The 23,685-nt window shown below is 64.0% G+C and carries 18 protein-coding genes and 1 pseudogene; 10 read left to right on the top strand and 9 right to left on the bottom strand.

What is annotated here, in order from left to right:
* Positions 1–26: 26 nt before the first annotated feature.
* The 3 genes from PI93_RS10505 to PI93_RS10495 all read right to left on the bottom strand — a co-directional run bounded on the left by PI93_RS10505 (position 27) and on the right by PI93_RS10495 (position 5,954).
* Positions 27–3,083, bottom strand: coding sequence for an FAD-binding and (Fe-S)-binding domain-containing protein (locus PI93_RS10505; protein WP_039364996.1), 3,057 nt, complete (start codon positions 3,081–3,083; stop codon positions 27–29).
* A 183-nt stretch (positions 3,084–3,266) separates the two neighbouring features.
* Positions 3,267–4,544, bottom strand: coding sequence for an MFS transporter (locus PI93_RS10500; protein WP_039364999.1), 1,278 nt, complete (start codon positions 4,542–4,544; stop codon positions 3,267–3,269).
* Positions 4,545–4,733: 189 nt separating this feature from the next.
* Positions 4,734–5,954 (bottom strand): pyridoxal-phosphate-dependent aminotransferase family protein, encoded by a 1,221-nt coding sequence (locus tag PI93_RS10495; protein ID WP_039365002.1) that lies wholly within the window; start codon positions 5,952–5,954, stop codon positions 4,734–4,736.
* Between the two features lie 177 nt (positions 5,955–6,131).
* Here PI93_RS10495 and PI93_RS10490 point away from each other — a divergent pair, with 177 nt between their 5' ends.
* A complete protein-coding gene (locus PI93_RS10490; protein WP_039365005.1) occupies positions 6,132–6,848 on the top strand; it encodes a GntR family transcriptional regulator in 717 nt (238 codons plus the stop codon).
* Positions 6,849–6,982: 134 nt separating this feature from the next.
* On the opposite strand, the gene PI93_RS10485 is transcribed toward PI93_RS10490, so the two are convergent.
* Together PI93_RS10485 and PI93_RS10480 are read right to left on the bottom strand one after the other, a co-directional pair.
* Positions 6,983–7,624: a flavodoxin family protein gene (locus PI93_RS10485; protein WP_052240813.1), complete on the bottom strand. Its 642-nt coding sequence runs from the start codon at positions 7,622–7,624 to the stop codon at positions 6,983–6,985.
* Positions 7,625–7,873: 249 nt separating this feature from the next.
* The gene (locus PI93_RS10480; RefSeq protein WP_080759289.1) at positions 7,874–8,704 is read right to left on the bottom strand and encodes an IclR family transcriptional regulator; all 831 of its coding nucleotides are present in this window, start codon (positions 8,702–8,704) and stop codon (positions 7,874–7,876) included.
* Positions 8,705–8,952: 248 nt separating this feature from the next.
* Between PI93_RS10480 and PI93_RS10475 the strand changes: the two genes are divergently transcribed.
* From PI93_RS10475 to PI93_RS10440, 8 genes are all read left to right on the top strand, one after another.
* Positions 8,953–10,401 (top strand): NAD-dependent succinate-semialdehyde dehydrogenase, encoded by a 1,449-nt coding sequence (locus PI93_RS10475; protein WP_039372547.1) that lies wholly within the window; start codon positions 8,953–8,955, stop codon positions 10,399–10,401.
* A 110-nt stretch (positions 10,402–10,511) separates the two neighbouring features.
* Entirely contained in the window at positions 10,512–11,804 is a 1,293-nt protein-coding gene (locus PI93_RS10470; RefSeq protein ID WP_224786301.1) for an ABC transporter substrate-binding protein, read from the top strand.
* Positions 11,805–11,933: 129 nt separating this feature from the next.
* Positions 11,934–12,830, top strand: coding sequence for a branched-chain amino acid ABC transporter permease (locus tag PI93_RS10465; RefSeq protein WP_039372549.1), 897 nt, complete (start codon positions 11,934–11,936; stop codon positions 12,828–12,830).
* Positions 12,827–13,843, top strand: coding sequence for a branched-chain amino acid ABC transporter permease (locus tag PI93_RS10460; RefSeq protein WP_052240814.1), 1,017 nt, complete (start codon positions 12,827–12,829; stop codon positions 13,841–13,843). The genes PI93_RS10465 and PI93_RS10460 overlap by 4 nt, the downstream gene beginning before the upstream one ends.
* Positions 13,844–13,854: 11 nt before the next feature.
* Positions 13,855–14,619: an ABC transporter ATP-binding protein gene (locus PI93_RS10455; protein WP_052240832.1), complete on the top strand. Its 765-nt coding sequence runs from the start codon at positions 13,855–13,857 to the stop codon at positions 14,617–14,619.
* Positions 14,612–15,259 carry a branched-chain amino acid ABC transporter ATP-binding protein gene (locus PI93_RS10450; protein WP_039372551.1) on the top strand — a complete coding sequence of 216 codons (648 nt, stop codon included), beginning with the start codon at positions 14,612–14,614 and terminating at the stop codon, positions 15,257–15,259. Before PI93_RS10455 ends, PI93_RS10450 begins: the two co-directional genes overlap by 8 nt.
* Positions 15,260–15,283: 24 nt before the next feature.
* On the top strand, positions 15,284–16,444 hold the full coding sequence (locus PI93_RS10445) for an iron-containing alcohol dehydrogenase (protein ID WP_039372554.1): 1,161 nt from the start codon (positions 15,284–15,286) through the stop codon (positions 16,442–16,444).
* Positions 16,445–16,716: 272 nt separating this feature from the next.
* Positions 16,717–17,097, top strand: coding sequence for a DUF1801 domain-containing protein (locus PI93_RS10440; RefSeq protein ID WP_039372558.1), 381 nt, complete (start codon positions 16,717–16,719; stop codon positions 17,095–17,097).
* 126 nt (positions 17,098–17,223) lie between these two features.
* On the opposite strand, the pseudogene PI93_RS25075 reads toward PI93_RS10440, so the two are convergent.
* The 4 genes and pseudogenes from PI93_RS25075 to PI93_RS10420 form a co-directional block, all read right to left on the bottom strand.
* Positions 17,224–17,634, bottom strand: a pseudogene (locus tag PI93_RS25075) (glycosyltransferase family 9 protein); the annotation flags it as partial.
* A gap of 903 nt (positions 17,635–18,537) precedes the next feature.
* The gene (locus PI93_RS10430) at positions 18,538–20,196 is read right to left on the bottom strand and encodes a rhodanese-related sulfurtransferase (RefSeq protein WP_407945350.1); all 1,659 of its coding nucleotides are present in this window, start codon (positions 20,194–20,196) and stop codon (positions 18,538–18,540) included.
* 170 nt (positions 20,197–20,366) lie between these two features.
* Entirely contained in the window at positions 20,367–21,014 is a 648-nt protein-coding gene (locus PI93_RS10425; protein ID WP_052240816.1) for a cysteine dioxygenase family protein, read from the bottom strand.
* Entirely contained in the window at positions 21,011–22,324 is a 1,314-nt protein-coding gene (locus PI93_RS10420) for an acyl-CoA dehydrogenase family protein (protein ID WP_080759291.1), read from the bottom strand. Before PI93_RS10420 ends, PI93_RS10425 begins: the two co-directional genes overlap by 4 nt.
* Positions 22,325–22,578: 254 nt before the next feature.
* On the opposite strand from PI93_RS10420, the gene PI93_RS10415 reads away from it, so the two are divergent.
* Positions 22,579–23,676, top strand: coding sequence for an LLM class flavin-dependent oxidoreductase (locus PI93_RS10415; protein ID WP_039372560.1), 1,098 nt, complete (start codon positions 22,579–22,581; stop codon positions 23,674–23,676).
* Positions 23,677–23,685: the final 9 nt, after the last annotated feature.

Raw genomic sequence — 23,685 nt, 5'->3', positions numbered from 1 at the left:
GGGCATTCGCAAGAAAGGAGCGGCGATCATGCAGGCAGCGCCCGGGCCAGCACGCAAGCGACGTGAAGCGCCTGCGTGTGAGCGCCATCGTGAATCTGATGCCGGCAACTGGTGCCGTCGGCAACAACGATGGCGTTCTCCTTGCGCTGGCGGATTGCCGGCAACAGCGTCAATTCGGACATGGCGCGAGAGGTATCGTAGTGCTCCGCCTCGTACCCGAAGCTGCCCGCCATGCCGCAGCATGACGACTCGATCGATGATACCTTCAGCCCCGGCACCCAACCAAGCACCGCCGTCACGGGTGAATAGGCATCGAACGCCTTCTGATGGCAGTGCCCGTGCACGAGCGCCTCGCCCACGCCGTCGGGCAACGCCTGCCATGCGACATCGAAACGCCCGGCCGCCTTCTCGCGAACCAGAAATTCCTCAAACAGGAACGCATTGTCGGCCACCTTGCGGGCCATATCGCCGAAGCCATAACCCAGCACTTCGTCGCGCAGCGACAGCAGGCACGACGGCTCCAACCCCACAATCGGCACCCCGCGTTCGACGAATGGCATCACGGCGTCGAGCAACCGTCGCGCCTCCGCCTTCGCTTCGTCTACCAGACCCGCCGCGAGGAACGTGCGCCCACAGCACAATGGACGTTCGCCCGCACGCCGATTCACATGGACGGTATAGCCGGCCGCTTCGAGCACACGCTTCGCGGCGCGTGCGTTCTCCGGCTCCATGTAGTTGTTGAACGTATCGACGAAGAGCAGCACCTGGCGCTGCCCGGCCGTCTCCGGCGCGCAAGCGAGGGGCGTCTGATTCGCGAGAAACGACGACGTCAACGCCGGCACCGAGCGCTCCAGCGCCAGACCGAGCCAGCGCTTGGCGGCATTGCTGCCCGGCAGACGCTGCGCTGCGTCGAGCAGGCCGCCCACGCGGCTGGCCCACGGCGCATAGCGCGGCAGGTACGCGATCAGCTTGTCGCGCAACGACACACCATGACGCTTGGCGCGCGCATGACGCGCCTCGATCTTGAAGCGCGCCATGTCGATGCCCGTCGGACAATCGCGCTTGCAGCCCTTGCACGACACACAAAGGTCGAGCGCGGCCTTGACCTCGTCGCTTGCGAGCCCGTCCTCGCCCAATTGGCCGGAGACGGCCAAACGCAGTGTATTCGCACGTCCGCGCGTCACATGTTGTTCATCGCGGGTCACGCGGTAGCTCGGGCACATCGTACCGGCGTCGAACTTGCGGCAATGCCCGTTGTTGTTGCACATCTCCACCGCCGACGCGAGACCATGCGTGACATCGGTGCCCGTATCGGGCGGAGTCTGCTCGCCAGTCAGCGCATCGCGCTTCACGTTCCACGCCGTCCAGTCCAGCGCGGGCGTGATCGGTCTGGCTTCGTAGCCCGGCGCGAAACGGAACAGCTCGCGCGTGTCCATCTTGGGTGGACGCACCATCTTGTCCGGGTTGAAGCGGTTCTGCGGATCGAACAGTTGCTTGATCTCACCGAACGCCGCATTGATGCGCGGCCCATACTGCCAGGCCACCCACTCGCCCCGACACAGCCCGTCGCCGTGCTCGCCCGAGTACGCCCCCTTGTACGCCTGCACGAGCGCCGCCGCCTCTTCGGCAATGGCGCGCATCTTCACCGCGCCGTCGCGGCGCATGTCGAGAATCGGACGCACATGCAGCGTCCCCACGCTCGCGTGCGCGTACCAGGTGCCTTCGGTGCCGTTGCGATGGAACACCTCGGTCAGACGCCGCGTGTACTCCGCGAGGTGCTCCAGCGGCACGGCGCAGTCTTCGATGAACGACACCGGTTTGCCGTCGCCCTTCATGCTCATCATGATGTTCAGGCCCGCCTTGCGCACTTCCCACAGCGCCTTCTGCGGCCCCGCTTCGGGCATCTTCACCACGCTGTCGGGCAGCCCGAGATCTCCCATGAGTGTGGCAAGCTCATCGAGCTTCGCGCGCAATGCGTTGGCGTCGTCGCCGGCAAACTCCACGAGCAGAATCGCCTGCGGATCACCGACGAGCGCCTTCTCGATCACGGGACGGAACGCCGCGTTGTCCATTGCCAGATCGATCATCGTGCGGTCGACCAGTTCCACCGCGACCGGCCCCAGCTTGACGATGTGTTGCGTGAGATCCATCGCCTGATAGAACGTGGGGAAGTTCACCACGCCGAGCGTCTTGTGCACCGGTAGCGGCACGAGCTTTAGCGTGATCTGACGGCTGTACGCCAGCGTGCCCTCCGAGCCGACCAGCAGATGCGACAGATTGGCAACGCCATCGTCCGTGTAGGCGCGCGGATTGAGGCAGTCGAACAGATCGAGGTTGTAACCGGCCACGCGGCGCAACACGCGCGGCACGCGCTCGCGCAGTTCGTCGCGCTCGCGCACTGCAATGTCGTGAACGCTCGCGAGAATGGCCTGGGTACGGGCATCCGTGGGCGGCGTGTGCAGCGAACCGAAGTGCAATTGCGCGCCATCGGCGAGCACGGCGTCGATGGACAGCACGTTATGCACCATGTTGCCGTACTCAAGCGAGCGCGAGCCGCACGAGTTGTTGCCGGTCATGCCGCCAATGGTGCATTGCGCCGCCGTCGATACGTCGACCGGAAACCACAGGCCATGGGGTTTGAGCCACGCATTGAGGTGATCGAGCACGATGCCCGGCTCGACGGTGACGGTGCATGCTTCGGCGTCGAACGCCACCACGCGGTTGAGCCATTTGCTGTTGTCGATGACGAGCGCCTCGCCAATGGTCTGCCCGCACTGGCTCGTGCCTGCACCGCGTGCGAGCACCGGCACCTGCAGATCGCGCGCGATGTCCAGCGCGCGAATCAGGTCTTCCTGATCGCGCGGCACCACCACACCGATCGGAAAGATCTGGTAGATCGATGCATCCGTCGCATAGCGGCCACGGCTCGCGCGGTCGAAAAGCACATCGCCACGCATCTCGCGGCGCAAACGATCCTGCAAAGGCGTGAGGGCCACCCCGCCACGCTGCATCGGCATCAGATGCACGGGCTGACTGACGAGATTCGCATGAGAATTGGCGCGGGCGTTCGATTGGGAATTCATGATGTTGCTGGCGTTAGGCTGCCGGTCCGATGGCGAGTCGACGTGTGGCGGGCCTGCTGCGGGCAGGCGTGAAGCCCGCCCGGCAGGTGTTTTGCAGAGATACGGCGCATGCCGCCTTCAGCGCCCGTGTCGACGTCGAGACTGTCGAGGCGGCGGGTCGATCAGGCGAGCATGCTTGGCGCGTCAGGCAGGCTGACGGGCGTTGCTCGGCTTGCCGGCATCGCCGGCCATCGAGAACTTGCTCTCGGGTTGCATGCGGAAGGCCAGCACCACACCAACAGCCATCAGAATCATGCTGCCCAGGAACGGCAGTTCCCAGTTACCCGTGCGGTCGATGAGGTAGCCCGAGATCACCGGCGAGAGAATCGCCGCCAGCGCCGAACCCGTGTTCATCATGCCGCTGGCCGTGCCCGAATATTCCGGTGCGACGTCCATCGGGATCGCCCACATCGGGCCAATCGTCATTTCGGCGAAGAAGAAGCCGAACGCCAGGCAGGCCATCGACACGTACAGATGATGGGTGAACATCATCGGCACGAGCGAGATCAGCGTGAGCAGCATGCACACCGACACCATCCAGCTACGCGCCCGCTTCAGACTGCCAGTGCGTTCGTAGAGCTTGTCGGTGACGATCCCGCCGAGCGTATCGCCGACGACACCGGCGAAGAACACACTCGACGCGAACAGCGCCGACTTCTTCAGATCGAGGTCGTAGCTATGCAGGAAGTACTGAGGAATCCATGACAGGAAGAGCCACAACGTCCAGCCGTAGCAGAAGTACACGACCGTCACCGGCATCATGCGCTTGAACAGCGGCCCCCACGGCACCGACGCACTCTTGGCTTTCAGGGCGGGCAACACTGCGAGTTCTTCCGTCGTGATACGCGGATGATCCTGCGGACGCTCCGTGAACGTGAGGCCCCACAGCACCACCCAGACGAGGCTCACGATACCGCACAGATAGAACGATTCGCGCCAGCCATGCGTGGCCATGATGAACACCACCACGGCCGGTGCAACGGCATTACCGATGCGCGACGCCGCGTGCGTGATCCCCTGAGCGAAACCGCGCTTCTCTTTGGGAATCCAGCGCGACATGGCAGACGTCGCAGCCGGGAACGTGGCGCCCTCGCCCAGACCAAGCAGCAGACGCGCCAGCAGCAGCGTGACGAGACCGCCCGCCATACCGGTGAGAATCGTTGCGACAGCCCACAAGGCACCGCAGACGAGCAGCGTGCGCTTCGCACCGAAGCGATCGCTCACCCAGCCGCCGATGATTTGGAAGACCAGATAGGGATAGGCAAAAGCGGAGAAGACGAGACCGATTTCGGTCTTGTTGAGATTGAATTCCTTGCCGAAGCCGGCCGCAGCCGTGCTGACGTTGACACGATCGAGGTAGGTGATGAAATACATGACGCATAGCATCACCAGCACGACCCTTGTCGCTTTGAAAAGCTTCATTGCATGTCTCCTGAAACATCCTGTGAAGCGCGCCCGCAGCGTGCCGGCAGCGCAAAAGGTGTTGCTGCGTCACGGACTCTTCTGTGTGGAAGCCCTGTGACGCATGAATGACAATTAAAGCGTTCACTGCAAGGACGCCGACTACGGCAACGGCGTCCTCGTCTCCTGATAAGGACAACTAACGGCAGGTCAGGCAGCGGCCTTGAGAGACGGCGTATCTTTTGCCTGTGCCAGGTAGTCCATGGCTGCGACGACACCTGAACCGGCGAGTTTCACGCCGGAAATTTGCAGACCCATTTCGCAGCCCGCGAGCGTTGCCATGAGCGTGAGGTCATTGCAGTCGCCCAGATGGCCGATGCGGAACATCGTGCCGCGGATCTTGCCGAGCGCCTGCCCGAGCGACATATCGAAGCGTTCGTAGATGCGTTTGCGCACGTCGTCGGCATCCACCCCTTGCGGCATGACCACGCCCGTGAGCACCGGGCTGTATACCGCCGGGTCCTGACACTGAATCTCGAGCCCCCACGCACGCACCGCGCGGCGCGTGGCCTCGGCCAGACGCTGGTGGCGGGCGAACACGTTGTCCAGCCCTTCTTCGAGAATCATGTCGAGCGCTTCGGACAGGCCGTACAGCAGATTCGTGTTCGGCGTGTACGGCCAGTAGCCGTTCTTGTTCGCTTCGATGATTTCTTGCCAGCCCCAGAAGGCGCGCGGCAGCCTGGCGTGGCGGCCGGCTTCGAGCGCCTTGGGCGAGACCGCGTTGAAACTGATCCCCGGCGGCAGCATCAGGCCCTTCTGCGAGCCCGAGACGGTGACGTCCACCCCCCATTCGTCGTGACGGTAATCGGCCGAGCCGAGACCCGAGATCGTGTCGACGAGCAGCAGCGCGGGATGCCCGGCAGCGTCGATGGCACGCCGCACGGCCGCGATGTCCGACGTCACGCCGGTCGAGGTTTCGTTGTGCACCACGCACACGGCCTTGATGTCATGGGTGGTGTCGGCACGAAGACGAGCTTCGATCATGTCCGGCTGCACGCCACGGCGCCAGCCGTCGGTCCCCGGCAGGCCGATGAACTCTGGCTTCAGCCCCAGGTTCTCGGCCATCTTCTTCCACAGCGTGGAGAAGTGCCCCGTCTCGAACATGAGCACGTGGTCGCCGGGCGAGAGCGTATTCGTCAGCGCGGCTTCCCACGCGCCCGTCCCCGACGCCGGATAAATCACGACCGGCTGTTCCGTCTTGAAAATCTTCTTGATGTCGGCCAGCACCTTGCGACCGAGCGCGCCGAATTCCGGGCCGCGGTGGTCGATCGTCGGGTAGCTCATGGCGCGCAAAATACGATCGGGCACCGGGCTGGGACCAGGGATCTGCAGGAAATGGCGACCCGAGGGATGGAAATCGAGCTTCAACATGAACGTCTCTCTCCTCTTCAAAAATTCTATTTTGAATTTTGCATGCAAAATACTTTAGCAGAGCCGAAGACTTTCGCAAGAGGTGAGAAGCGCTTTTAATACAGGCGTTTACCCTAGAGATAGGGGTACCGGAGACGGTACGTTACAATCGCGATCATGAAGGCTTGATGATTTTGAATGCAAAAAATGGAAAACACGTCGACGATTGCCACCCCAGACATTCCGCGTGTGGAACGCCTGCGTTTGCACGACACCGTGGTCGAGCACTTGCGCAAGCTCATCATCGAGGGGGTGCTCTCCCCCGGTGTCAAACTCAACGAACGCGAGTTGTGCGAAACCCTGGGCATCTCGCGCACGCCGCTGCGCGAAGCCTTCAAGGTGCTGGCCGCAGAGGGATTGATCGAGATCGCGCCGAATCGCGGGGCGAGCGTCGCCCGCATGACGGAGAAGGAAATCCGGGAAATGTTCGAGCTGATGAGTGCTCTCGAAGCGTTTTCGGGTGAACTGGCCGCCGAGCGCATGACGCCCGTCGAACTGGCCGAGGTCAAGGCGCTGCATTACGCGATGCTCGCGTGCCGCGCACAGCAGGATCTGCCGGGCTACTACGCGCGCAATCAGGCAATTCACGATCGCATCAACGAAGCAGCGCGTAACGGGGCGCTGCGTCAGACGTATATGTCGATCAATCGACGTCTGATGGCGCTGCGCTTTCGCTCGAACTTCCATGCGGACAAGTGGGACCGCGCCATTTCGGAACACGAGCAGATGATCGATGCGCTGGAAAAACACGACGGCAAGCGCCTCGGCGAAATTCTGCGCAAGCACCTGCTGGCCAAACGCGACGCCGTCCTGCAAATCCACGCCGAACCGGCCAGCGACGCGCCAAGCAACTGAGTCTGTCCTGCCAATGAAAAAAGGCGTGGGCGCCCTATCCGGCCCCACGCCTTTTTTCATGGCGACTGCGATTCATCTCCGGCGGTCTTTCGCGGCCCCGCCTGCCACTCACGCGTTGCCGACGCGACCGGGAATCAGAGACGCCGTTCGGCCGCTTCGCGCGCACGGCGTGCGAGCGCGGCGGGCGATTCGAGCACTTCGCCCGCGAGACGCGCCACCATCCCGGCGACGTTGCGGCCATATTGCTTGCCCGCGATCACATCTGCCGGATCGAGGGCATAGGCGGCGTCGACTTCCATCCCCGACACCGCTGCGGCCGGAAACTCACCGGGATGACGCTTGCCGGCAGAGACACTCACTTCGATGTCCGAGGTTTCGACATCGGCCCACACCATCCCCTGCTGCGCAGCGAGTGCCGCGAAGTAGTCGAGGGTGTTGCGTTTGTCGTCGGCCGAACGGCAACTGAACGCAAATCCGCCTGCGACCTTGTTGCGCCAGCTACGCGCCCGCCACATGCCGGTCGTGGCGTCGGCAAAGGCCCTGAACGGCGCGGCGATCCCGCCCTGATAGGCCGGTGCACCGAAGATGATCGCATCGGCGGCAGCCAGACGTGCGAGCATGGCCTCGTCGTGCCATTGCCCGTCAACGAGTTGGTGCGGCTCGATACTGAGCAGTTGTGCATGTGCGCCGGCGTCGTTCACGCCTTGCGCGACGGAATGAGCAATCATGGCGGTTGCGCCGCCTTGCGAGTAGTACACGATTGCGATATTGGACATGGCGTAGTGCTTCCCGAATGGATGTCCGCCCCATGGCACCGCCGGGATCGCGCTTCCCTACGCTTCCGCTGGCTTGTCTGGACATCAGTCAAGGCCAAATAATGCCAGTGATAACCCCTAGGGAATAGCCCGCATAATTGAACATGACTGTTCCGTCAAAGATAACAATCCGATGGCCGCACCACGCTGTCGGCAGATCAGCACCTGCCTGACGGGAAAATGACACCACGCTGACAGCGTGGATATACCTTAGCGGCGGGCCTGAGCGCCGAGCCGCACGGAGAGCTGATCAGCCAGTTCGCGCATCTGGCGTCCAATGCGCTGACCGGTCTGCGAATCGATCTCGTTCGTGAGAAAGCTAACGGCCAGCCCCGCCACGGCGCGCTCGCCGCTCGCATCGAACACCGGTGCACCGAAGCAAATCATGCCTTCGCGCATTTGACCGTTGTCGATCGAATAGCCATCGCGGCGCACCTGCGCCATCTCCTCGGCCAACGCCGGATAAGCGCTCACGCTCGCGCGTGTAAGCGGTGCAGGCCAGGCACCGGCCAGCAGGTCGGCCGCCTCGCCCGGCGGCAACGTCGAGAGCATGGCTTTGCCCGTCGCCGTGTACGGCGCGGGCAGTCGCATACCAATCCGGAACGTCACGCCCAACGGCCGGTTGCCGTTGTGGCAAGCCAGATAGATGACGTCGGCGCCGTCCAGCACGGACAGGGTCACCGTTTCCTGTGCAAAGGCGCGCGACGCCTCCCAGACCGCCCGGAACTCCTCGGTGATGTTGGTCTGCGACAGAAACGCATTCGCCCATCCCATCACATAGGACCCCATCGTCATGCCGCCGTTGGCATGGCGCTTGACCAGACGCAGCTTGACCAGCGTCTCGCACAAACCATGCAGCGTGCTCTTGGGTACGCCCGTCTCGCGCGCCAGATCAGCCAGCGCCACGGGTTCGGACGACGCCGCAATCACATCGAGGATGTGCACCGCCCGCACCACGGCAGGTGCCGTGGTCTTGAGCGGCTCGGTGGCGAGGACATCGGAAGAGGCATTGGCGGGTACGTCGAGTTTGCGCTTGGGCATGAATCGGGAATCGGCTTCGAAATCGTGAGGAGGGATCGGGTGGCAGGCCACGCCGCCAGCATGGTACGGGCAAGTCATTCTCATTCCGCCCTAGGAAAACCCCTTAGTTGCACCCGAAACGTTCAATACGTAGAATCACATTCAATACATAGAATACCGTTCAATAGATAGAACGGCAAGCGACAAGCCGAGACCCTGCCGCACGCCGATTCGCCAACAGGAAAAGCCGGCGCGCCCGGCCCACTGCCATGCAACTCAAAGACACTACCCTTCTCAAGACCCTCGCCTGGGTCGACGGTCAATGGATCGCCGCCGACAGCGGCAAGACGTTCGACGTGCTCGACCCGGCCACGGGCGAAGTGCTGGCCAAGGTGCCGGAACTCGGCGCCGAGGAAACCACGCGTGCGGTGGTCGCGGCCGAAGCGGCGCAAAAGCCGTGGGCGGCCCGCACCGGCAAGGAGCGCGCCGCCGTGTTGCGCCGCTGGTTCGATCTGATGATCGCCAATACCGACGATCTGGCGTACCTGATGACCCGCGAGCAAGGTAAGCCGCTGGCAGAGTCGCGCGGCGAGATCGCCTATGCCGCGAGCTTCATCGAGTGGTTTGCGGAGGAAGCCAAGCGGGTCGATGGCGACGTGCTCGCCACGCCTGCGTCGGACAAGCGCCTCGTCACGCTCAAGCAGCCGGTGGGCGTGTGCGCGGCCATCACGCCGTGGAACTTCCCCGCAGCGATGATCACGCGCAAGGTCGCCCCGGCACTGGCCGCGGGTTGCGCCATCGTGGTCAAGCCGTCCGAACTCACGCCGCTGTCGGCCTTCGCGCTGGCCGAACTGGCCCATCGCGCCGGCATTCCGGGTGGCGTGTTCCAGGTGGTCACGGGGGATGCCCGCGCAGTGGGCGGCGTGCTTACCGCGCACCCGAGCGTGCGCAAGCTGTCGTTCACCGGCTCGACCGGCGTGGGCCGTCTGCTCATGGCGCAGTGCGCACCGACGGTCAAGCGCATGTCGCTGGAACTGGGCGGCAACGCCCCGTTCATCGTGTTCGACGACGCCGACCTCGACGCCGCCGTCGAAGGTGCCATCGCCGCGAAGTACCGCAACGGTGGCCAGACCTGCGTGTGCGCCAACCGCTTCTATATTCAGGATGGCGTCTACGACGCATTCGCCGAGAAATTCGCCAGGCGTGTCGCCGAGATGAAGGTCGGCAACGGTCTGGAAGACGGCGTGACGATCGGCCCGCTGATCGAAGGCAAGGCCGTGGAAAAGGTCGTGACGCTGGTCGAAGACGCCAAGTCCCGCGGCGGCCGCGTGCTGGTCGGCGGCGAAGCGCACGCGTTGGGCGGCACTTACTACGCACCGACCGTGATCGCCGATGCAACGTCGCAAATGCGCGTGGCACGCGAAGAAATCTTCGGCCCGGTAGCGCCGCTGTTCCGCTTCACGCGCGATGCCGACGCCGTCGCCCTGGCGAACGACACCGAATTCGGTCTCGCGGCCTATCTGTACACGCGTGATATCTCGCGCGCGTGGCGCACGGCCGAGGCGCTCGAGTACGGCATGGTCGGTCTGAACACCGGCCTGATCTCCAACGAAGTCGCGCCGTTCGGCGGCATCAAGCAATCCGGCGTGGGCCGTGAAGGCTCGCACTACGGCATCGAGGAATACCTCGAACTGAAGTACCTGTGCCTGCAAGTGTGATGGACGGGCCCGGTAACGGGCCCTGCCCTCGCACCGACGCACCGGAGCATCAGAACTCCGCTAACGCATAAATCGACACACAAGTCGCAACACCACCAAAGGAAACCAGTATGAAGCGCGTTATCCAGCGCGGCATGAAGCCGCTCGCTCTCGCACTTGCGGCCGGCGCCGCCATCGCCTCGGTTGCCACAACGGCACAAGCCGATGCAAAGCCGATCAAGATCGGCATCGTGACATTCATGTCGGGCGCCGCCGCCGGCCCCTTCGGCGTGCCCGCCAAGAATGCCGCCGAAGTCACGGCAGCCGAGCTCAACGCTGGCAAGGTGCCGGCGCCTTACGCCACGAAGGGTTTCGGCGGCGCGCCGATCGAACTCGTCTACATCGACGAAGCCGGCAGCACGAGCAAGCAAGTGAGCGAGTACCGCAACTTGCTGAATCAAGGGGTGGACTACGTGGTGGGCTACACGTCCTCGGGTAACTGCCTGGCCATCGCACCGGTCGCGGAAGAGCTGAAGAAGGTCACGCTGTTCTTCGATTGCGGCACGCCGCGCGTGTTTGAAGACGCCAGCTTCAAGTACGTCTTCCGTCCGGTCGCCACGGCCACGATGGACAACGTGGGCGCCGCCCGCTACGTCGCCGAGCGCAAGCCGGATCTGCAAACCTACGCCGGTATCAATCAGAACTACGCCTGGGGTCAGGACGCATGGGCTGACTTCGAAGGCACGCTCAAGGCGCTCAAGCCGAACGCGAAGGCAGTCAGCTCGCAAATGCCGCAGTTGGGCGCAGGTCAGTACAACGCCGGCATTTCGAGCCTGTTGGCCGCGCATCCGGACGTGCTGCACTCGAGCTTCTGGGGCGGCGATCTGGAGGGCCTGGTGGTGCAAGCCGGTCCGCGCGATCTGTTCAAGAAGTCGCTCACCGTGCTCACCGCAGGCGAGACGGCCACGCACGGCAAGACGCGTCTGCCGGACGGCGTGATCATCGGCGCACGCGGCATGTACGGCATGTTCGCCCCCGACAATGCCCTGAACCGTTGGCTGCGCACGGCTTACAGCGCGAAGTTCAACGATACGCCGAGCTACCCGTCGTACAAGATGAACCAGAGCCTTCTGGCGCTCAAGGCGGCCTATGAGAAAGCACAGGCAGCTAACGGCGGCAAGCAGCCCACGCCGGAGCAGGTCATCGCGTCGTTCGAGCACCTGGCGTTCGAGGCGCCGGCCGGCAAGATCGGCCTGACGCTGGGCAAGGGTCACCAGGCTGCGCAGGGTACGGCGTTCGGCATTGTGAAGAACGTGAACGGCAAGGTCACCGTGACCGACGTCAAGCAGTATTCGATCGCGGAAGTCACCCCGCCCGAAGGCGTGAAGTCGGCCGAGTGGATCAAGGGCGGCCTGAAGCACTAAGGCGCCTCGTTCAGGAGGACCTGCGGGTCCTCCTTGCAATATCGCTGTCACGACCTCGAGTCGTACCCGCAGGGCTGGCGTGACGGTCTGTGTACCGCGCGCCGCTTTGCGTTCCAAGGAGAATGCGAGATGTCGCAGATCTACGCCGTCCTGGTGGACGGGGTGATGTACGCCGCGTGGCTGTTCCTGGTTGCTCTGGGACTGACCCTCGTCTACGGCGTGCTCAAAATCTTGAACATGGCGCACGGCAGCCTGTATGCGTTGGGCGCATACGCTGGCGTGACGTTGATCGGCCCGTGGGTTGCCCAGGGCGGCAATCTTTACGTGAGCTATCTGTTGCTCGTGCTGGCGGCCATCGTCGCGGGCGGAGCCATTGGTTTCATCATGGAGCGCGGGGTGCTCAAGCGTTTCTACGGGCAAGACCCCGTGGTGCTGCTGCTGGTCACCTATGCGCTCTTCCTGATCATGGAAGACGCGATCAAGCTGGTGTGGGGGGTGGATCCGTACTCGGTGTCGGAGCCCTATAGCTTCCTCGGCAATTTCGATCTGGGCGATCTTTCGTACCCGAACTACAACTTCCTGATTGTGGGCGTAGCGCTCGTGGCCGGTATCGGCCTCACGTCGTTCCTGAAGTTCACGCGCAGCGGCCGTTTGCTGCGCGCGGTGATTCACGACCGTGAAGTCAGTCAGGCGATGGGGATTCGCGTGAGTCGCTATTTCGTGCTCACGTTCATGGCCGGCGCGGTGCTTGCCGCGATCGGCGGTGCGCTGACCGCGCCGACGGTATCGGTGGCCCCGGGCATGGGTGTCGAGATCGTGGTGCTGACGTTTGCGGTGGTGGTGATCGGCGGGCTCGGCTCGCTGCCCGGCGCAGCGTTCGGCGCCCTGCTTGTGGGTCTGGTACGCGCGAGTGCCGTGCATTACTGGCCGCAAGGCGAACTGTTCTCGATTTACATCGTCATGGCGCTGGTGCTGGCTGTGCGTCCGAAAGGCATCTTCGCTCCGATGGAGGCTCGCAAGATATGAGTTCCGCAATCTGTTCTCACCTGCGCGCGCCCGGCACGTGGCTCGCGGTGATCGGTTTCGCCGCCATCGGTGCGGCAGGTCTGGCGCTGCCGCAGTGGCAGTTTCTGGTGTCGGTGGCGCTCTCGAAGGGCATCGTCGCGCTGGGTCTGGCGCTGTTGCTGCGCACGGGGCTGGCCTCGTTCGGGCAGGCGCTGTTCTTCGCGGTCGGCGCGTACTGCGTGGGCCTCGGCATGAACTACTACGGTCTGACGGAGCTGTTCGCGCTGCTGGCCGTCTCGATGATCGTCTCGGCCTTGCTTGCGCTGGTCCTCGGCTTCCTGCTGGCGCGCTATCGCGACATTTTCTTCGCGATGCTCACGCTGGCGCTGTCGATGATCTGCTACGGCCTGTTGCTCAATAACGTGGAACTCGGCGGCAGCGACGGCTTCAACGTGAACGCCCCGACCCTCGGCAGCAGCGCCGAGCCGTGGCAGCTCACAGGCACGAATCTGTTCGCCGTGGGTTTCATCGCGGCGATTGTGTGCGTGATGGCGGTCGCGGTGTACATGCGCTCGACGCCGGGCCGTCTCGGCCCCGCGATCAAGGATAACGAGATCCGTGTGGAGTATCTGGGCACGTCGGCGCGCGCGAACATTCACCTGACGTATGTGATCGCGGGTGCCCTCGCCGGTCTGGGCGGCGCGTTGCAGGCGTTCAACATCGGTCACATCGATCCGGACATGGCGTTCTGGACGACCTCGGGTGAGTTTGTCTTCATCGCGGTGCTCTCGGGCACACGCTTCGCCTTCTCGCCGTTCATCGGCGCTCTGCTGCTGGAGGTGGCTCGCGCGATGGCGTATCGCTACGCACCGAACACGTGGCAGATCGTGATGGGCGCGATCATGCTGGCGATCATTGCGTTCCTGCCGGGCGGGCTGACGAGCCTGGGTCTCGGACGTCGCAAATCGGCTGCGGTGCATCCGGTCACGCAGACGGCAACGACAACAGCGACCGCCTCGGGCGACGCTGCATGAAGGGGCACGAGATGGCATCGAAACACATCATTGAGGCCACTGGCCTGTACAAGACGTTCGGCAGTGTCACGCCGGCGAAGGACATTACGGTCAATATCGACGCGCAAAGCGTGGTGGGGTTGATCGGCACGAACGGTGCGGGCAAGACTACGTTCGTGAACATGCTCACGGGCTACATCAAACCGGATCGCGGCGAGATCGTGTTCCGTGGCAAGCGCATCACGGGACTCGCGCCGCGCAAGATTACGCGTCTGGGCATTGCGCGGTCGTTCCAGATCCCGCAGCTTTTCGGCTCGCAGACGGCGCGTGAGAACATCGAGATCGCGCTGGCGATTTCGGGCTTGTCGGCGGACCTGGCGAACGAGAGTCTGGCGCGTCTGGGCGTGCTGGAGTTTGCGGACATGATTTCGGGCACGTTGCCCGAGGGCGTTCGCAAGTTGCTGGATATCGCACTCGCGATGGTCTGCAAGCCGGAAGTGCTGTTGCTGGACGAGCCGACCTCGGGCGTGGCCGCAGAAGAGAAGTTCGACGTGATGAATCGTGTGCTGGATGCGGCGCGCGCCCTGGGCATTACGGTGCTTTTCGTGGAGCACGATATGGAAATCGTGCGCCGTTACAGCGACCGGGTGCTGGCGTTTTGCGACGGCCGCATTCTGGCAGACGGCACGGCCGACGTGGTGCTGGCCGACGCGCAGGTGCGCGAGTTGATCATTGGCGAGACGGTGGCTGCGGTGCCGGCTACCGGAAATGTGGCAGGCGAGGTGGCCCATGCTTGAAGTCGGAAATCTGAATGTGCGCTTCGGCGCAACGGACATTCTGCGCGGGGTGCACTTCTCGGTGCCGAAGGGCGCGATCGTCGGTCTGATCGGGCGCAACGGCGCGGGCAAGACGACGACGCTGCGCGCGATCATGGGGCTGGTGAAGCCGAACGGCGGCACGCTGACGTTCGACGGCGTGGATCTGGTGAAGGCGCCGTCGCATGAGCGCACGTCGCTGGGCATCGGCTACGCCCCCGAGGATCGCCGTCTGATTCCGGACATGACGGTGGAAGAGAACCTGTGCGTGCCCGCGTGGGCACTCAAGGCGAAGGACGTGCAGGAACGTCTGGACAAGGTCTACCGCATCATTCCGGAAGCCCGTGAATGGGCACCGCGCCGCGCCTTGCAATTGTCGGGAGGCCAGCAGAAACTGGTGGCCGTCGGACGCGCGCTGATGACCAGCTCGCGTCTGCTGATGCTCGACGAACCGTTCGAAGGCGTGGCCCCGGCACTCTCGAAGCGCATTGCCGAGGTGATCGGCCAGATGCGCGGCGCCGGCCTCGCCGTGGTGCTGTCGGGCGCAGACTTGCAACACGCAGGCGCGGTGCTCGATAACGTCTACCGAATCGATCGCGGCCAGATGGTCGCGGCAGTCTGAGAAGGTCTCAAGAGGAAAACGATGATGAACGCTTTTCGTTTCCAGACGGTTCCGACCGTCGTCGTGGAATTTGGTGCGGCACGCCGTCTGGGCGCGCTGTTGCGTGAGCAGTATCCGACGGGCAAACGCCTGTGCGTGGTGACGGACGGCTTTTTGCACAAGAGCGGCTTGCTGGCCCCCGCGTTGGCAGACCTCGCGAAGCATGACTGGCAAGTCTCGGTGATCGACGACGTGATCGCCGATCCGCCCGAGCATGTGGTGCTGGAAGCGGCCGAACGCGCTCGCGCGGCCGATGCGGAAATCGTGCTGGGTCTGGGCGGCGGCTCGTCGATGGACGTGGCCAAGTTGCTCGCCGTGCTGCTTCCCGGCACGCAGTCGATCAAGGAGATGTACGGCATCAAGAAGGTGACGGGCACGCGCCTGCCGCTGGTGCAGATGCCGACGACCGCCGGCACCGGTTCGGAAGTCACGGCGGTGTCGATCGTGACGACCGGCGAGACGACGAAGATGGGCGTCGTCGCCCCGCAGCTTTACGCCGATCTCGCGATTCTCGACGCGGAACTCACGCTCGGCCTGCCGCGCGCCGCGACGGCCGCCACGGGCATCGACGCGATGGTTCACGCCATCGAGGCCTACACCTCCGCGCATCTGAAGAATCCGATTTCAGACACGCTCGCCGTGAAAGCCCTCGAATTGCTCTCGCGCAATCTGCTGCCCGCCTGCAACGACGGCAACAACCGTGAAGCCCGCGAAGCCATGCTGGTTGGCGCGATGTTCGCCGGACAAGCTTTCGCGAATTCGCCGGTCGCCGCGGTGCACGCCCTCGCCTATCCGATCGGTGGCATCTTCCACGTCGCTCACGGCCTGTCGAACGCCCTCGTGCTCTCGCACGTCATGCGCTTCAATGCGAGCGCCGCCAGCAAGCTCTACGCTGAACTCGCCGATGTGATTCTGCCCGCCAAGATCGCTGGCAGCGATGCGGCGAAAACCGACGCGCTGATTCAACACATCGAACAGTTGATCGTCGATACCGCGATTCCGCGCACGTTGCGTGAAGTCGGCGTCAAGCAGGAAGACATCGCCCGTATGGCCAGCGACGCCATGCTTCAGACGCGTCTGCTCGTGAATAATCCTCGTGAGGTCACCGAGGCGGATGCGTTCGCGATCTATAGCGCCGCGTTCTGAATCGCCAGGCTTATTGCCCCGCACGGCGGGTCGGCTGATCGGCTGACCCGTCGCTGTACTGCTGACCTGTTGACCTGCTGCACACCCCCGGAGCCCCTCTCCGACGGACCGGGGCCCCTTTCCGCCTCTCAGACATAAACCCAACTCGATTCAGAAAGGGGCCCCGGTCCGTCTCTTTCCCCGCCCCCTCACGCGTCATCCTCCCCCATCGCTACAATGGCAACTCACGCTCCCTCGTGTCTGCCCACTCCCCCCACCGGAGGTATCCCTCGATGACGAAGGCCACACCCGATGCTCCCAACGCCACCGCGCTGATCGACGAACGTATCGCCGAACTCAATGACTGGCGCGGCACGCTCCTCGCCCAACTCCGCACCATCATTAACCACGCCTCCCCCGATATCGTCGAGGAATGGAAATGGCGGGTCCCCGTCTGGTCCTGCAACGGCATCCTCTGCACCGGCGAATCCTATAAGGCCGCCGTGAAACTCACGTTCCCCAAAGGCGCCTCGCTTCCCGATCCCGCTCACCTGTTCAATGCCAGCCTCGACGGGAATACCCGCCGCGCCATCGATTTTCATCTCGGCGACGCCATCAACGAAAAAGCCCTCACCGCACTCATCCGTGCCGCGATCAAAGCCAACCAGAAGTGATCGGCGCCCGCTGATCTGGAACCCGTCAACGTTCGATGATTTTCGTTTGGCCACGCCTGACGCATGGCGGCCGGAAGCGCACCGGCAACCCGCCGGTGGCGAAAGTGATGTGCCGCTGACTACACCTTAGCCCAGGCGCGGGGGCGTCGATGCCAAGGTGGTAATGACCGTCTCGGCCAATTCCGTCGGATCGACCGCACTCACATCGGAGTCGGTCTGCAACGGCGTCGATTGGCACTGCGGCGTCAGCCGCAAATAAGGGGGCTCGGCCTTCGCGAAGAGCGTCACGCTCGGTGTCGGCGTGGTGTGCGCCACATGCATCAAGCCACCATCGGCACCCACGAAAAGCGAGGCGTTCGCAATCACTCGCTTCGCATCGCGCAACGTCAACTGGCCGACGAACGACACCAGACGCAGGTTGACGAATGTCCCCGCCATCAACGCTTTCGCCGCCTCCGCACCATTGCCAGATCCCAACAACACAATGCCCGCCGGCATCCCCGGCTGGTATGCAATGTCGTAGGCCTGCAGGAATTCGCGCCAGTGCGCATACGTGCGGCGCGGCTCGACGCCCCCCATCGCCAGTACGAGGAACGGCCCCGGCGGCAATTGCTGCGCAATGGCCGCCGGCACCTCGGACTCGCCTCGCAGATACGGCTTTGCACGGGCGAACAGTTCGTCTGACGCCAACCCCAGCGAGAAGATGTCGTTGACCGCCGCAAGGCTGAATTGCGTCTGGTTACGATCCGGTCCGTGGAAGAAGCGGAACAGGCAGGCAAACGGCAACGACGGGAAAAATTTGCGCTTGAGCCGCAGCGTCGGATAGTTGAATTCCTGCAATACGACAACGTCGTAATCGCCCGGATTCACACTCGCAGGATCGTCGTGAATGTGGCGGAAGATGTCGTCGCCCTCGAACACGGCTTTGAGCCCCGGGGTGATCAACAGATCGACCGGCCCTTCGCGCCCGCGCAAGAGCGCCCGGCCCGACATGTCCATCACTGCATCGCCCACGGACGCCTTGCCGCCATAGATCCACAACACGCGCGCGTTCGGCGCCACATGACGGACTTCACGATTCGACTGCCCGCTAATAGCGAGACGCAAACGACGGTGCAGGTATTTTTTGGCAACGCTCAGCGACGACGTGCGTTGCATGAAGACGTCGGGCTCGTGATACACCCAGGCGTAGGGAATGCGGGTGCTCGGCTCGGTGAGGGCCCCCAGTCGGCGGGCAATGAAGCGCTGCAGTGGCATGATCGAATCGAAAGCAGGTCGGCCGCCGCCCCCCGCATCTCGGTGAACAGGTTCACATCCGCGAGTCAGGCGAGCACGCCAGAAGTTCGGGAGTATGCCACGTCTGCCCGCGAAAACGGCGGCGCAAACACGACTCGCGCCGCCCAGCCATCTCCCTCGCTTGCGCTTGCCTGGTGAGGCGCGTCACACCACCTGAAAGTGGTGCGTACCATCTCGGTGCAGTTGATCCACCAGCCCGAACTCCCAATCGAGGTAGGCCTGCATGGCCGCCGCCGCGTTATCGGTGCCTTCGTAAGGGCGGCGATAGCGATCGTCGCGCGCACTGGCCAGACGTGTTTCTCCCGACTCCAACGGGAATCCGGCGTTGATCCAGGCCTGCGTTCCGCCATCGAGCACCACGATCTCGGCATCGGTCAGACGTCGCAGATCGGCCGCCGCAAAACGCGCGAGCAAGCTCGAACCACAGGTCAGCACGTAACGCTGCGCTGGCCCGATCTTGCGCAGCGCCTCGGCCAACCGCGCGCGAATGACGAACCACGCTCCCGGGATGTGACGTTTGACGTAATTCACGCCCGATGTGAAGTCGAGCACCGCGACTTGCCCCGGCTGCCCCTCGTCGAGCCATCGCGCCAGCAACGCCGGCGAAACGCTCGCCACGTCAGGCGCGCTCGGCGCGTGCAATGGCCATCCGCCCTGCGCACTGCGCGCCTCGGCCCGATGCGGCTCGACCACGTACACCGTCCAGCCCATCTGCGCAAGCCACGAGCCGGTCATATCGGCTCGCACGCCGTCGTCATCGGCCAGCACGAGCCACGCGCCGCGCACCGGCGCCTGATGATCGGTCTCCTGCACCAACTGGCCGCCCGGCGCGCTCGCGAAGTCGGGTAGGTGCCCCGCCGCATACTCTTCCGGCGTGCGCACGTCGAAACGGTACACGGTGCGCCCCGGCGCGTTCAGCGACGGTACGTCGGCCAACGCGATACGCCGCACACCCGCACGGTCGGCCACGGCTCTCGCCCCTTCGCGCGCCACAGCCAGCGTCGCTTCGCGCACGGTTGCCGGGTGACGGCGATCGGCCCCGCGCTCGAGTGTCTGTCCCGCCAGCGTCCAGCCGATGGTGCCGTTGCGCAAGGCCGCCACCGGATTCGGCAAACCGGCATTGACGAGCGATTGCGTGCCGATGATGCTGCGCGTGCGTCCCGCACAGTTGACGATCACGCGCGTGGCCGGGTCCGGCGCCAGTTCGCGCACGCGCAGCACCAGTTCGGCACCGGGCACGCTGGTCGAGCCGGGAATGTTCATGGTCTGGTATTCGTCGAAGCGACGCGCGTCGACGACCACGACATCGGCGTCCGCATCGAGCAACGCCTGCACTTCCTGTGCCGAGAGCGAAGGTGTATGACGCAATCCCTCGACCCACTCGCCAAAGGCTTTGCTCGGCACGTTGACGTCGCGAAAGATTTCACCGCCCGCCGAGATCCAGCCGTCGAGGCCACCCGCCAGCAGGTTGACGTCGGTATAACCCAGTTTGCGCAACACAGCGGCGGCAAGCGGCGCAAGATCGCGACCGTCATGCTCGCCGTACACGACGATGCGCGTGTCGCGTCGCGGAATACGCGCCCACGCGTCGATTTCCACCCGCGAGAGCGGAAGATTGGCCGCCCACAACGGGTGAGCTTGCGCAAACGGATCTTCTTCGCGAACGTCGAGCAGTGCGATTTCCTCACGTGCGAGCAATGCGGCACGCACGTCGGCAAAACGCAGTTCGGGGAAGGTGACGTCAGTGGCGGCAGGCGCCTGATCTGCCGTTTGCGACGGCGCGTCGGTCGAATGAGCGGACACGATAATTCCTTGAATTCGTCAAACGTAGCTTCGGTATCGGGTGGCGGCGTGGCGGGCTGGCCCGTCTGCACAGGCAGACGGCCATTGTGGCAGAAGGCGCTGTCTCCCGTGCACCGCACGACGTGGTGCGCTGCGGCATGCGCAACGCGGCTTGCGAGGTGTCGGACGTCTCAGACGCGCTGGGCCGCTCTGCCCCACGGATTCGGCAACTGCGCATTGGCATAGCCAGAGACGAAGCCTTTGCGCTCCCCCACTTCGGTAAATACGCTGCGATGCACCGCACCAATGTTTGCGCCATACACGTGAATACTGACCGACACGCGATCGGCATAGGCGTTGGTCACGCGGTGGATATCCCCCAGCCGCGGCGAAAGCACCTCGACGTCGCCCGGTGACAGTCGCACCGGCTCGCCCGCGATGATCGGTATCCCCTTCGCGTCGAGCACGTAAGGCTGCGAATCCTCCGCACCGCGCAGCATGCCGATCAGGCCCCACACGGTGTGATCGTGGATCGGTGTGCGCTGGCCCGGCCCCCACACGAAACTCACGATGGAAAAGCGCTGCGCCGAATCGCAATGCAAAAGGTACTGCTGATAGTGCTCGGGATGCGGTATCGCAAACGCCTCGGGCAGCCAATCGTCCCGGGCGACCAACTGGGCAAGCAGCCCAGCCCCTTCTTCGAGCAATGTGGTCTCGTGCGGACGACGCTCCAATAGTCGCGAAAACGCGGCAACGAAGTTGCGCAACGGATCGAGCGCATCGTAATCGTGTTCGGGCAAATCGCTGGAAAGCGCGATGCCATGCAAACCTGCGGTCATACGGATTCCCGGAAAGCAGCGAGCGCTCGCCGGCCGGCAGCGCCCAGAATGGTGTCGTTTTGCGGCGTGTGAATGCGGCTGCACAGCACGTCGCGGTGGTAACGCTCAAGCGGATTGTTGCGTGAAAGCCCGTGATTGCCCGAGAGCTGCAAAGCGAGTTCGAGAACCCGAATGGCATTGCCCGTTACCGTGAACTTTAGCGCACCGCTGGCGATGTCGTCATCTGGTTCGCCACCGTCCGCCGACGCGGCCGCCAGATCGAGCAATCGTTGGTTGACGTGCAGCAACGCCGCCATTTCGCCCACCGTCTCCTGAACGCGCGGCACCGTCGCGAGCGACGCGCCGAGATTGCCCGGCACACGCGTGTTCAGAAACGTCACGAGCCAGTCGACGCCCGCACGCGCGAGCGCGTCGTACAACGTGCCGAGCAAGACGCTCATCCACGCCTGTTGTTCGATATGGGCGTCGTTATCGCGCTGACCGATACCCGCTGGCGCCCACTCGTGCGGCAGACGAATGTCGACCGCATTGCCGAACGGCAGATCGATGTCCTCGAGAACGACCTCGTGACTGCCGGACGCGCGCAGTCCCAGGTGATCCCAGTTTGGAATGACACGGATGCCCGGTCGATCCGGCGACGCCTGCGAACCCTCGGGGCGAGGCACCAAAAATATGCCGATGCGCGGCTCGGGTTCGTCGGTTCGCGCCCATACGCAGAGCCAGCGCAGCGCCGGAATGCCGGTGCAATAGAGTTTTCTGCCAGACAATCGCCAGCCAGTTTCGGTGCGACGTGCAATGGTCGACGGCAAACCACCCCGGGCAGGCGTGCCCAGATCGGGCTCGACGCGCAGCGCGTTGATCAGCGCCCCGTCGCGCACGGCACTCTCGAACACCGCACGCCGCTGAGCTTCGGGCCAATGCGTGCTCGTGCGCACCAGGGAACGGTGCTGGAGGTAGGTCATCGTCAGCACGAGCGCTGTGGCCGATTCGCCCGCCGCAACGGCGCCTACGATACGACGCGCCGCCACCAGTCCGCCACCGCCGCCGCCCTGTGCGCGCGGCACGATCTCCGCGATCAGCCCGTGGCGATGCAATAGCGCGAAGTTTTCGAACGGGAAGCGGGCGGCGCGATCGAGCGCCGCCGCGCTCTGGGCAAGCGTGCGCGTGATGGGGGGGAGCAAGACGTCCAGTTGTGCGAGACGTGCCGGACCATCGGCCCGTGGCAGCGGCAGCACTGCCCCGGACGGCGCAGGGTTCGCCAACGACGGCAACGCGTCGGTCGGCAACGTCGAGTAGCCAGGAGAAGACATGACTTTTGGAATAAGCAAATACGCGTTTGGCGCAGCATGCGCCGTCTTACGCAGTGCCCATAGCGTAAGGCCCGGCCTGGCCTCGCCCAACCATCCATATCGAATAATCTTTGCGGAAATGATTATTTAACGGCCGCAAATTGTTTGCGTAGGCTCACTCCCGTTCACCGTCTGTTACCGATCGATGGGCGTGTAGCGCAAACCGACCCACGTCGCCGTGCACGCGTCCCTGCCCTTACCCAAGGAGAGCGTTCATGAGCGTCGAAATCATCGGCATGATTCAAAGCAGTAAGCAATCCGAAATTCATCCGCAAAAGGGTGCGGCTGTCGACCGCGACTATGTGCGCAATTTCGCCCGCGCCCACGAACAATCGGGCTTCGACCGCATTCTCGTGCCGCATCACTCGACGAGCCCGTCTGCCACGCTCACGATTGCCTATGCGACAACCGTGACCGAGAACATTCACTTCATGCTCGCGCATCGCCCGGGATTCGTCGCACCGACGCTGGCCGCACGCCAGATCGCGACGCTCGATCAGTTCAGCGGCGGCCGCATCGGCGTTCACTTCATCTCGGGCGGCTCCGACGCCGAACAGCAACGCGACGGCGATTTTCTCTCGCACGACGAGCGCTACGCACGAACCGACGAATACCTGAGCATCCTGCGCCGTATCTGGACGGAAGACCGCCCGTTCGATCACGACGGCAAGTACTACCGCTTCGTACAGGGGTTCTCGGAGGTCAAGCCGGTGCAGCAACCGCACGTGCCGATCTTCTTCGGCGGTGCGTCGGAAGCCGCGCTGGAAGTCGCCGCCAAGCACGCCGACATCTATGCGCTGTGGGGCGAGTCGCTCGATCAGGTACGCGAGATCACCACGCGTGTGCGCGCAGCGGCTGCGGTGCACGGCCGAGTGCCGCGCTTCTCGGTGTCGTTCCGCCCGATTCTCGGAGAGACCGAAGCGAAGGCGTGGGCGCGCGCCGACCAGATCCTCGCGCAAGCCAAAGCCATTCGCGACGCCGCAGGCCTGCCGCAAGGCTCGGCGCTGCAAAGCGAAGGGGCACGGCGCCTGCTCGCCGCCGCCGACAAGGGCGCACGTCTGGACAAGGTGTTGTGGACGGAAATCGCCAAGCTCATCGGCGGCCGCTCGAACTCCACAGCGCTCGTGGGCACGCCCGAACAGGTGGCCGACGCGCTGCTCGATTACTACGACCTCGGCGTCACGACGTTCCTCATTCGCGGCTTCGATCCGCTGGGCGACGCCATCGACTACGGCCGTGAACTGATCCCGCGTCTGCGCACCCTCGTGGCAGAACGCGATCGTCAAAACGACGCCACGCGCCGCGCGGCCTGACTCAGGAGA

Origin of the sequence: Pandoraea fibrosis (assembly GCF_000807775.2) — a bacterium.
Classification (GTDB): Bacteria; Pseudomonadota; Gammaproteobacteria; order Burkholderiales; family Burkholderiaceae; genus Pandoraea; species Pandoraea fibrosis.
The sequence above is the reverse complement of the archived record's forward strand: the minus strand, read 5'-3'. Positions and strand labels throughout refer to the sequence as shown.

What these genes read in the sequence shown, in the direction of transcription:
- PI93_RS10490 (WP_039365005.1), top strand. Translation starts at nt 6,132, where the DNA reads ATGCAAAAAATGGAAAACACGTCGACGATTGCCACCCCAGACATTCCG.
- PI93_RS10415 (WP_039372560.1), top strand. Translation starts at nt 22,579, where the DNA reads ATGAGCGTCGAAATCATCGGCATGATTCAAAGCAGTAAGCAATCCGAA.
- PI93_RS10495 (WP_039365002.1), bottom strand. Translation starts at nt 5,954, where the DNA reads ATGTTGAAGCTCGATTTCCATCCCTCGGGTCGCCATTTCCTGCAGATC.
- PI93_RS10445 (WP_039372554.1), top strand. Translation starts at nt 15,284, where the DNA reads ATGAACGCTTTTCGTTTCCAGACGGTTCCGACCGTCGTCGTGGAATTT.
- PI93_RS10425 (WP_052240816.1), bottom strand. Translation starts at nt 21,014, where the DNA reads ATGACCGCAGGTTTGCATGGCATCGCGCTTTCCAGCGATTTGCCCGAA.
- PI93_RS10500 (WP_039364999.1), bottom strand. Translation starts at nt 4,544, where the DNA reads ATGAAGCTTTTCAAAGCGACAAGGGTCGTGCTGGTGATGCTATGCGTC.
- PI93_RS10420 (WP_080759291.1), bottom strand. Translation starts at nt 22,324, where the DNA reads ATGTCTTCTCCTGGCTACTCGACGTTGCCGACCGACGCGTTGCCGTCG.
- PI93_RS10440 (WP_039372558.1), top strand. Translation starts at nt 16,717, where the DNA reads ATGACGAAGGCCACACCCGATGCTCCCAACGCCACCGCGCTGATCGAC.
- PI93_RS10450 (WP_039372551.1), top strand. Translation starts at nt 14,612, where the DNA reads ATGCTTGAAGTCGGAAATCTGAATGTGCGCTTCGGCGCAACGGACATT.
- PI93_RS10470 (WP_224786301.1), top strand. Translation starts at nt 10,512, where the DNA reads ATGAAGCGCGTTATCCAGCGCGGCATGAAGCCGCTCGCTCTCGCACTT.
- PI93_RS10455 (WP_052240832.1), top strand. Translation starts at nt 13,855, where the DNA reads ATGGCATCGAAACACATCATTGAGGCCACTGGCCTGTACAAGACGTTC.
- PI93_RS10465 (WP_039372549.1), top strand. Translation starts at nt 11,934, where the DNA reads ATGTCGCAGATCTACGCCGTCCTGGTGGACGGGGTGATGTACGCCGCG.
- PI93_RS10485 (WP_052240813.1), bottom strand. Translation starts at nt 7,624, where the DNA reads ATGTCCAATATCGCAATCGTGTACTACTCGCAAGGCGGCGCAACCGCC.
- PI93_RS10475 (WP_039372547.1), top strand. Translation starts at nt 8,953, where the DNA reads ATGCAACTCAAAGACACTACCCTTCTCAAGACCCTCGCCTGGGTCGAC.
- PI93_RS10505 (WP_039364996.1), bottom strand. Translation starts at nt 3,083, where the DNA reads ATGAATTCCCAATCGAACGCCCGCGCCAATTCTCATGCGAATCTCGTC.
- PI93_RS10460 (WP_052240814.1), top strand. Translation starts at nt 12,827, where the DNA reads ATGAGTTCCGCAATCTGTTCTCACCTGCGCGCGCCCGGCACGTGGCTC.
- PI93_RS10480 (WP_080759289.1), bottom strand. Translation starts at nt 8,704, where the DNA reads ATGCCCAAGCGCAAACTCGACGTACCCGCCAATGCCTCTTCCGATGTC.